The organism is Candidatus Neomarinimicrobiota bacterium (genome assembly GCA_022567655.1).
Classification (GTDB): Bacteria; Fidelibacterota; SORT01; order SORT01; family SORT01; genus JADFGO01.
The window spans coordinates 1-8,942 of the sequence record JADFGO010000084.1 but is presented as its reverse complement, the minus strand read 5'-3'; the positions used below and the strand labels follow the sequence as shown (position 1 = coordinate 8,942).

Annotated in this window: 11 protein-coding genes; 10 read left to right on the top strand and 1 reads right to left on the bottom strand. The window is 46.7% G+C overall.

The window, feature by feature from the left end:
* Window positions 1–184 precede the first annotated feature (184 nt).
* The 9 genes from IID12_08430 (at window position 185) to IID12_08390 (ending at window position 5,437) form a co-directional block, all read left to right on the top strand.
* Window positions 185–412, top strand: coding sequence for a hypothetical protein (locus IID12_08430; GenBank protein MCH8289115.1), 228 nt, complete (start codon window positions 185–187; stop codon window positions 410–412).
* Between the two features lie 7 nt (window positions 413–419).
* Window positions 420–905 carry a transglycosylase SLT domain-containing protein gene (locus IID12_08425; GenBank protein ID MCH8289114.1) on the top strand — a complete coding sequence of 162 codons (486 nt, stop codon included), beginning with the start codon at window positions 420–422 and terminating at the stop codon, window positions 903–905.
* Between the two features lie 514 nt (window positions 906–1,419).
* On the top strand, window positions 1,420–1,908 hold the full coding sequence (locus tag IID12_08420) for a hypothetical protein (GenBank protein MCH8289113.1): 489 nt from the start codon (window positions 1,420–1,422) through the stop codon (window positions 1,906–1,908).
* A gap of 256 nt (window positions 1,909–2,164) precedes the next feature.
* Window positions 2,165–2,404 carry a hypothetical protein gene (locus IID12_08415; GenBank protein ID MCH8289112.1) on the top strand — a complete coding sequence of 80 codons (240 nt, stop codon included), beginning with the start codon at window positions 2,165–2,167 and terminating at the stop codon, window positions 2,402–2,404.
* Window positions 2,401–2,745 (top strand): hypothetical protein, encoded by a 345-nt coding sequence (locus tag IID12_08410; protein MCH8289111.1) that lies wholly within the window; start codon window positions 2,401–2,403, stop codon window positions 2,743–2,745. The genes IID12_08415 and IID12_08410 overlap by 4 nt, the downstream gene beginning before the upstream one ends.
* Entirely contained in the window at window positions 2,745–3,176 is a 432-nt protein-coding gene (locus IID12_08405) for a hypothetical protein (GenBank protein ID MCH8289110.1), read from the top strand. The genes IID12_08410 and IID12_08405 overlap by 1 nt, the downstream gene beginning before the upstream one ends.
* Window positions 3,177–3,380: 204 nt before the next feature.
* On the top strand, window positions 3,381–3,872 hold the full coding sequence (locus IID12_08400) for a hypothetical protein (protein ID MCH8289109.1): 492 nt from the start codon (window positions 3,381–3,383) through the stop codon (window positions 3,870–3,872).
* A gap of 73 nt (window positions 3,873–3,945) precedes the next feature.
* Window positions 3,946–4,464, top strand: coding sequence for a hypothetical protein (locus IID12_08395; protein ID MCH8289108.1), 519 nt, complete (start codon window positions 3,946–3,948; stop codon window positions 4,462–4,464).
* 172 nt (window positions 4,465–4,636) lie between these two features.
* A complete protein-coding gene (locus tag IID12_08390; GenBank protein MCH8289107.1) occupies window positions 4,637–5,437 on the top strand; it encodes a hypothetical protein in 801 nt (266 codons plus the stop codon).
* A 440-nt stretch (window positions 5,438–5,877) separates the two neighbouring features.
* On the opposite strand, the gene IID12_08385 is transcribed toward IID12_08390, so the two are convergent.
* Window positions 5,878–6,399, bottom strand: coding sequence for a hypothetical protein (locus IID12_08385; protein MCH8289106.1), 522 nt, complete (start codon window positions 6,397–6,399; stop codon window positions 5,878–5,880).
* Window positions 6,400–6,658: 259 nt separating this feature from the next.
* Between IID12_08385 and IID12_08380 the strand changes: the two genes are divergently transcribed.
* The coding region (locus tag IID12_08380) for a phage tail family protein (GenBank protein MCH8289105.1) at window positions 6,659–8,942 on the top strand (2,284 nt) is incomplete at its 3' end.

Here is an 8,942-nt window from a genome sequence, read left to right as displayed (position 1 = left end):
AGCGTTTATCGCCTCGATCCGGCATAAATTCGGCATTATTTTTTCGCTCTTTGCGAAATGTAACCAATCACACAGATCACAGCGGTTTCGGAACATGTATAATGAGCAAACTGCATTTTAGCGGTAATTCTCAAATTCACTCCCGCATTGAATTGTCGCCAACTTTTTTCAAAAGGAGCAATTCATGATGACCACGATGCTTGTTTCGATTCGAAAATACTGTGCGATGTTTTCCGTTCTGTCGTTCTTTATACTCAGTTACGCAGCCGTTGGTGAAGATGCGAAGCCACGCAAATTGACTTCAAAACTCGACCCTATCAAGTCTGCCTCGCTAAATATATCAGACAAAAAAAATCCAGCGAGATTAATCCGTGCGATTGAAGTTGCAGGAGCAAAAGAAATAGCAGTTTAAAGTAGAAATGCAAAGAGTTAAACCACACATCGGTTCGATACTGTCCGTGTCGGGCAGGTACGATATCGATCCCTATCTCGTAGCGGCGTTTTGCGAGGTGGAGAGCAGGTTCAATACATACGCGATTCGATATGAGCCTCATTACAGGTGGCTGGTTGGTGAGAATCTTTCTCCGACGGAGACGATCTCGCAGAAGACGTCGTGGGGGCTCATGCAGGTTATGGGCGCCGTCGCGAGGGAGCGGGGTCTGAGATCGAAATATCTTTCCGTGCTGACCGAACCGAAGACCGGTATCAGGTTCGGCTGCGCTCATCTCGCATGGTTCAGGGATAAAAAAGGGTATTCAGGCGATGACATGATAGCGGCTTACAACGCGGGCAGTCCGCGGAAAAAGAACGGCATCTATGTGAATCAGGGATATGTCGATAAGGTGAATCGCCATTTTCAAGAGATAAAGAATCTGGCGCTGTTCGATCCGTTCGTTCAGATATAAGATGAACCGGTATAGACTTTAACACACCCTCCCGATAAATCGGGATAAACTCACCCCTTTTACTAGAGGGGATGTAAATATTCTCTCCCCTTGAGGGGAGTGGCTCGAAGAGACGAGGGGTGTTATCGTTTGATCTTCGTTAAATCACACCCTCCGTCCGCCAGCTGGCGGACACCTCCCTCGAGGGAGGAGGATCCATATATGGATTAGAGCCCGCCTGGCATCAGTCGGACAGGGAAAGGAGGGGATATAAAATTCCCCTCTATCAACCAGCCCGACATTGGTCTGGCGGGGAGGGGTAGCCGATCCTTTAAGAATCTTATAAGAAAGGGCTGGGGTGTGTAAGTATCATGCGGTCGGGGCCACCGCCGTTGGCGGGACAGGCAAGCCCTGACCGCACTTCAAAGGAGAGTTCTCCAAAAGAGTCCTTCGTGACCAGCGGAACAACCATCAACCCTGACATCTCTCTATTAAATAGAAATAAGTCAGTAGGCCGACACACAGGAGAACAGATATGGCGCGAAGCACAATGGCGGAGCTGATAAGCCGGTTCAGGCTGTTCAGAGGGGATATAACTTCATCCGTGATGACGGATGGGCAGGTCGAGAACATGTTCGACCTGAACCGGGGCTATCTGGATAAGCTGATACTCGGGCATGACTCCGACGCAAAAGTTTTCGAGTCGCACCATAAATATGTCGAGTCCGGTTTTTCCATCATCGACAGCGGCGGTAATGTGGTCAGCGCTGACGCCTCATCTCCTGTTGAAGGCCTGTTCAGTTTCAACACGGCACAGTCAACGCCGCTCAGGCTTAAGGGTTATTCGCACAATCTCTTTCTCACGCTCGCCCTGGCGTACCGGGCGATAGTATCGAGCGAGGACGCATGGCAGAGGTACGAGCGAGGGGAGGTGGAGCTTGAAAAGAAAGACGTTTTGAAATTAGCGGATAACTTCGAGCGGATGGGGTTCAGTGCGAATAATTATAGGACTGTTCGTGGGTAAGATTTACACACCCCGTCTTTTGTCCCGAACAATCGGGACAAAATCCACCCCTCTTATTAGAGGGGAATATAAGGATCGTTTTTTATTGGAATTACAGCCTGAGATTGGCTGCGCCTGTCCGACTACAGCCAGGCGGGAAGTCGAAGGGTGATAATACTTCCAAAGCAATGCTTCGACTCCCTCACCGGAGGCTCCTCTGGAGCGCTCAGCATGACACTTCCGCTCAGCATGACAGTGTGTAGAGTAAGGATGAATCGTGGCTAACAGCGAAATCAGAAGCGGGTTCAATTTGAATACGGTCTTTCTGCTGATAGCGATCGTCTCTATCGTATTCACAGCCGGGATCAATTACGGCGGAGTGTCCGGGTACAAGAAAGAGGTAGAAGAGATCAAGCGCGATTATGCCAGGCGGGATGTGTTGGACGTCCGGCTGTCGAACATCGAACAGGCTTTGAACGAGATAAAGGAATCGTTAAGGGAGAAAATGGAGAGATGACGTTCATAGACTCAACGGCAAAGCGGACAGTATCGATAGTGCGAAAGAACGCCGGAGCGCAGAACTCAAGCACCGGTTCCTATACGCCCTCGACCGTCACGATTCAGGCAGGTGTGGAATGCGACATCCAGCCGTACACAACCAAACGCGGCGACGTTGTGCGCGACGATTCAGGTGAAGAGATCAGCGCGGATCTGATCATGTTCACGGCAACGAAAATCAGCTCTGACTTCCGCGTACGCGATATCGTTTCCGACGGGGGAACGGAGTACGAGATAGTTGCAAAGAGGGACTGGCGGTTGCACTGGGAGCTGTTACTCAGAGAGAGGAAAAGGAGCTGATGTTCGCTCAAAATGAAATTATATCAGCGGTGTGGCGGAAGCTGAACGCGGATGCAACGCTTCAGGGAGCGTCGTATCTGGGCGGCGCCGGAAAGATATGGACAGGTTCGAAGCGTCCGATGCAGACGGATAATCCGCTCCTGACGATAGAAGGGAGCCGGCAGCTGAACGAATCGCTGATGGAGCAGTGGGAGCTGATAATAAAGGCGTATGCCGACGACAGCGATAACGGAACGGCTGACCTGACAAAATTAGGAAATATTACGAACCGGGTCGCCGATCTGCTTCACAATGCCGACATGACGATCTCGGGAGGAAGAATCCATACTGTCTATTTTGACAGCAGTTCGGAAGCGGTTTACGATCCCCAGCACCAGAAAGAACATCGGCAGGAATCAATATTCCGGATGTTTGCGATAAAGTCTACGTGATGCGGCTGGTGCCTCAAAGCGTTAATTCAGATTCCCCCATGATTAACGGAGGACGCCGCATTACGGTTTTTAGAGAGAGGTTTGGATCCATTTACCGATCACACCCTTCGGCTTTGTCGGACACCCATCTCAAAATTGGATTTGTTTGATGTGAACCACCCCTGACTAAAGCATAATAATTGACACTAATTAGATGAGGAGATCATGGCTATAACGACAGATAACATACTAATAGGCGAAGGGAACCTGAGTCTTGACGGCGTGGCGCTCGGCGCGACAGAGGGAGGATTTTCCCTCAGGCAGGACCAGGAATGGTACGACGCAATGGTGGATCAATCGGTTGGAGTGCAAAAGAAAAAACTGATCCGCAGGCGGCTCTTCGGAAGAGCTAACGTAGCGGAGGCAGCGTTGGCGAATTTTGCAATCGGGTACGGGCTTCCCGCAAGCGGGATCTCGGGGCAGACGCTCACTTTCGGCGGAACGGACAGGGGAGCGGTAACAGGCACGTTCGTGGTGTCAAAAGGCAACCCGGCAGGATTCGACAGGACGCTGAGTTTTTCGAGGATAGTCTCGCTCGGCAACTCAGAATCACCGTTCAAAAGAGACGGCATCACATTCGTCCCGGTGGAATTCGAGATACTTCCGTCAGCCGACGGAGTTGACACCTTCTTCACGATTAACGACGCGACGGCGTAGGGTAAGATATAAAGTTTATCTATAGAATAAAGCGTCACCCCTTACTCTCTCCGTGTTAATAAGAGGGAAGCAGATGACAAACGATAAATCAACCGATCCGTTTGATATTCTTGCCCGGGAGGGGCTCATATCGGAGGAGAGCAACCCGGAATCCGGCGACTCAACAGTCGGCGGAGATGATCAATCCGGATCGATAATGGAGCTGCTCAAAGAGAGCCTTGCCGTTCAGCGGGAACTGTTAGATCTGTGGAAGAATATGACGAACGATAAATCAGCCGATCCATCAGATATTGTTGTACGGGAGGGGCACCTATCGGATGAGAGCAACCCGGAATCCGGCGACTCAGCAGTCGGCGGAGATGATCATTACGGACCGATAATGGAGCTGCTCAAAGAGGGACTCGGTGCTCAGCGGGAGCTGTATGGTCTGTGGAAGAAGACGCAGGTTGAGATTGAAAGTTTACGTCGAGAGATCCGGGATCAAAATTCCGGCAGCTCTGAACGTTCAGATAGAACAGATGTTTCAAGTATAGCAGAGGAACTTGCGGACGAGACGATCTCGCAGCTGAGGGCAGTTGGATTGAGAGGGTGAATTGGAAGAAACAAGTGCTTATTGAACACACCCTGTCTTTTGTCCCGAACAACCGGGACAAAATCCACCCCTCTTGTTAGAGGGGAATTAAAAGACTATTTCCCTATTAGATTACCCACCTCGTCCCTGTTTTCAGCAAGCAGAAATGAAATAAACCAAAAGGGAGAATCAGATGGCCAAAAAACCTGAAGAGAAAAATGAGGTCGTAAGAATAGAAGAGCCTGTTTACGGGGGAGACGTGATATCATCGGTGAAAAAGCTTCTCCCGGGCCTGGTGGAAGAGCATCATTCTAAATTGGAAGAACTCAGGGCTAAGCGGGAAGGGGAGATCGAATCGCTCGACAGGGATGAAAGATACTCATCCGAGTTTATCAAAGCAGAAACAAGCCGGATAAAGGCGGAGTACAATGAATCGATCAGACAGGAGGAATCGGCTCATCGGTCGGATATCCATAACAGGATAGCAGAATCAGCGTCCGAGGAACAGAGCATAATTTACGCCGACGATGAAGAGGAAACCTCATATAGAACTCTTGTCGACGAAGCGAAAAACTCTATACGCGATGCGGTTCTGACCGACGATAAAATAAGCAGGAAACTTGCCCTTGAAACAGCGGTAAACCTGAGGAAGATAGCGCAAATCGAGGAGCAGCGCGAGTTGACAAAATTGATCCGTCATTATCCGTTAGAGGCGTTAGAGCAGTACAAATCAGCGCTTTCTGAAAATAAAACGCGGATCATAAACTATTTCGAGTCTGTCTGGCCAACCGTTAAAGCGAAAACAAACCCTCTCGCTGTCGGTGATATGGAAAAGGACAGCGCCTCGATGCAGACGATAGAGGAGAGTTTCGAGAAGCTGCGCAACACGCGACTGAAAAATCTGAAGGACAAACTCGGTCCTGTGAGTACTCAGAAAAACGCGCTGCAAATGTACCTGAACGATCTTGAGCTGGCGGAGAGTATGAGGAGGTAAGGGGGATTTCTAATCAAGAACTATTTTATCTCTTTTGTGCGGCCCCTTTCACAGAGTGGCGTCCAGAATGCTCTTTCTGGTGTGCATGCCGGTCATTCTTACGGTGAACATCAACATTTCTCACCATCTTACGAGCATTCTCGTTTCTAAGGATATAATATCCATCATCCATTTTTTCGACCGTATATTCAGTTTGCTTTAATGCCATTCTGTTCCTCCTAAAAGTAGTTATCGGTAAATTTTCCTTAACCTTAAGTATCTACTACTACAGAATTTGGTATCTGCCTCATACTATATAACATTTTTGATATTATAAAAGCAAGAGTTTTCGCAAAGGTCCTTACTAAGCGAAATTCATGAGTAGATAAATCCTCATTGATTGGAAGGGGGGATGATCCATCAATTGTGAATAAAGCATATAGGATAATCGCATCTTGCTCTTAAACATATATGGGGACTGTATATATCCACTTCAATTTTTTATAAACCTTATCTTGCTCTTTTTGTGGAATTGACCATTTGGGCCCACCTGCTTTAGGTTTGATTGTCAAGTCACAAAATGTTCCATCAAAACTTATACCGGCTATTGCTTCATTCCATGTAAGTCCCATACAGCCTTGACCTGGCGATAATGAAATCAATAAATCATCATAAGATTCCATATTGTATTGATATTCAATTCTGAGCTTTTCATCGTCACCTAACAACGATATATGAGATCTTAATTTAATATCAAGCAGTCTCTCCAGATAAGAAACAGAAGCACAAAGGCGATTCATAGTTTCTTTGACCTTTTTTACATTAGATCGTCTTAACTCATAGGTTTCAAGTTTATAATATGCAATGATTGCGATAGGCACGAGAATCCAAACCCAAATAATATCGAAATTTAAGGACACGATTATGCCAGCAATTAAAGAAATGGACCAAATAAGTGTCTTTATTGTAGGTTCTTTTTGCATAATCTAACGTTAGCATAAATTATAGAAAGGGCAAAAGTATATATATGGAATCAAACTGTCAAGTATTATTACAAATATATGGCAGAGTAAATGACATATCTAAATATAATATAAATAAGCATATACAGAGTATCATGACACAGTAAATGGCAAGCACATGGAAGATATATGGCAAGACCTATCCCGCACCTAATTTCCTAACCTGACAATTCACTAAACAGTGAAAGCAGTATGTTGCGGCAATAATATAGAGGGATAAATGGCATTCAGTGATTCGATCAAGTGGAACGGCAAATCGATTCGCGATCTGTTCGCGGAGATAACCGAAGTGAGAGGGCGGGGCAAGCCTGCGTTGAAGACTTCCGATGTCGATCTTCCCGGAAGGCATGGCCGGATCACCTTCAAGCAGACGTATAAGCCGAGGGTGATAGAGATAGAGGGGACTATCGAAGGGAGTTCACACGCCTCTCTGATGAGCAATATAGAAAACGTGAAATCTCTCTTTGCAATGGAAGACGAGACTCTTCCACCGGGCGAAGAGTCGATCGCCGACGGGATGAAGTACGGCAGATTGGAATTCGGCGACGAATCCGGCAGGCACTATCGTGCGGTCTTTGACGGCATATTCGAATTTCCGGAACTGTCTCACAGGTGGATGAGCAACGACATGAAGCTTTTCAGGGCGCGGTTCAGGTGCGACGACCCGTTCTCATACGGCAACACGATATCTGAGGTTACGATGTCAGCTAAAGCAAATGAATTTAAGAAAATCAACACCGGCACGATGCGAAGTAAACCTGTTATCGAGCTCAAAGGAGCAGTTACGAATCCGATGATAGTTGAGGGCGATAAAACCGCAGTAGTTCATTTTGATTATAACGACAACCTCAGCGACGTCACGCTTTCGACGGTTTCAGGGAATTTCACCAACAAGTTCGGTTACAGGAGCGTTAAGTCACTCACTACCCGGCAATCAAAAGCCATTCAGTTAACGGGTTCAGACAGTCTCTATTACGACCGCGGGAGCATAGTGAACGGATTGAACTATACGAATTTCAATCCGTATCAGGGTACAATTATGTTTTGGCTCAAGCCTTATTTTGATGGCGATGACAACAAGAATCATTCAATATTCCATGAAGCCGGCAATTCAAGCAACGATATTTTTATTGAGAAAACTGGTGGCAATACTTTGCGTGTATCGCTTATGGCGGGTGGTACAAATCGCACCGCAACAATAAACGTTACATCGTCGAACTTTGCTGCCGGAACCTGGTATTTTCTTGTCGTTAGATGGGATACCAAAAACAGTTTTGACGGTACTAACTATCTCGGCATACGATTAGATTCAGCTGATTCGGAAAGCAGTTCTGCTCTCGGAGTTCCTACGGCTGTTGATGAAACATTATCAATCGGACAGGTTTCCACTAATATTGCTACTGATATTTTTGATGGTTTGATACACTGGCAAATCTATGAGCGAGCCTTGACGGATAGCGAAGTAACCGATCTATACAATTCGGGTGCGGGAGTCGAGCCTTTCGTTACGCCTGACACTAAACTGCTCTCTGCTGGCGAACTGTCAAGCGGCGACCCCGTAAGCGTCCAATATCCTTGGGTTGATAATGAATTTGCAGATGGCAACCAAGAAAATGACCCTTCTATTGAATGGACTTTTGGTGGTTCGGGAGGTACGGGCGCAAATACAGCGGTAACTAATAATACAAGCACCGTTAAATATGACCTCCAATCGGCAAAACTGACTTGGGTTTCGGCGGCGGCAGATGCGCTCATGTATAGTACAACAGTTGAACTTGTGTTTCCACACGGCTATTTTTATCGGCTTTGGGTTTACTTTGAAACGCTCCATGCTTCTGATGAAATGGAGTTAATTGCAACAACGGCTGGTTTAGTCTTTACCCGAAGGCTCGATACGGGTACTGACGATTTGGGAGTTGCTTTCGCAACAGGCAAATGGCTCTATTATGAAGGAACTTTTAAGACTGCGGGTTCTGCGGGTTTGGAGTTTAGATTTAAAAAGATAAATGCAAACGGCGATGCTACCCTTTATGTTGACCAGATGGATTGCCACGAGGTTGAAACTATTAACCCATCTTTCGAGGGAACTTATTCAAGTGGGGTTGCTCCTAATTGGACAAAAGCAGGCACGGGAACATTAACAGAGGAAAACGCAGACACTCACAGCGGAATTGCGGCACAGAAACTTGTAGGGACTTCTGGACTTCAATTTAGACAGAATTTTTCGGGAGTATTAGTTGATAACGCATGGTATTTGTTTTCCTGTTGGGTAAAAAGGACTGCTGGTTCTGCTGGTCTATCTGCTCAATTCACTGATTTTTCCGGAGGTGATATAACGTTTTTTACAGGGTTTGGTGCTTCTGAATGGACTAAAATAACGGCTCTTTTTCAATATGACGCACTATTAACATTTTTCTATTTTGGTATAGGCAATGGCGATACTTGGCTTATAGATGATACTTCAATAATCGAACTCGATAAGGTAACAGCAAACGTCGCTTCAC

Excerpts from the sequence above, each read along its gene's own strand:
- IID12_08420 (MCH8289113.1), top strand. The coding sequence starts at position 1,420 with ATGGCGCGAAGCACAATGGCGGAGCTGATAAGCCGGTTCAGGCTGTTC.
- IID12_08425 (MCH8289114.1), top strand. The coding sequence starts at position 420 with ATGCAAAGAGTTAAACCACACATCGGTTCGATACTGTCCGTGTCGGGC.
- IID12_08385 (MCH8289106.1), bottom strand. The coding sequence starts at position 6,399 with ATGCAAAAAGAACCTACAATAAAGACACTTATTTGGTCCATTTCTTTA.
- IID12_08395 (MCH8289108.1), top strand. The coding sequence starts at position 3,946 with ATGACAAACGATAAATCAACCGATCCGTTTGATATTCTTGCCCGGGAG.
- IID12_08390 (MCH8289107.1), top strand. The coding sequence starts at position 4,637 with ATGGCCAAAAAACCTGAAGAGAAAAATGAGGTCGTAAGAATAGAAGAG.
- IID12_08430 (MCH8289115.1), top strand. The coding sequence starts at position 185 with ATGATGACCACGATGCTTGTTTCGATTCGAAAATACTGTGCGATGTTT.
- IID12_08405 (MCH8289110.1), top strand. The coding sequence starts at position 2,745 with ATGTTCGCTCAAAATGAAATTATATCAGCGGTGTGGCGGAAGCTGAAC.
- IID12_08400 (MCH8289109.1), top strand. The coding sequence starts at position 3,381 with ATGGCTATAACGACAGATAACATACTAATAGGCGAAGGGAACCTGAGT.
- IID12_08410 (MCH8289111.1), top strand. The coding sequence starts at position 2,401 with ATGACGTTCATAGACTCAACGGCAAAGCGGACAGTATCGATAGTGCGA.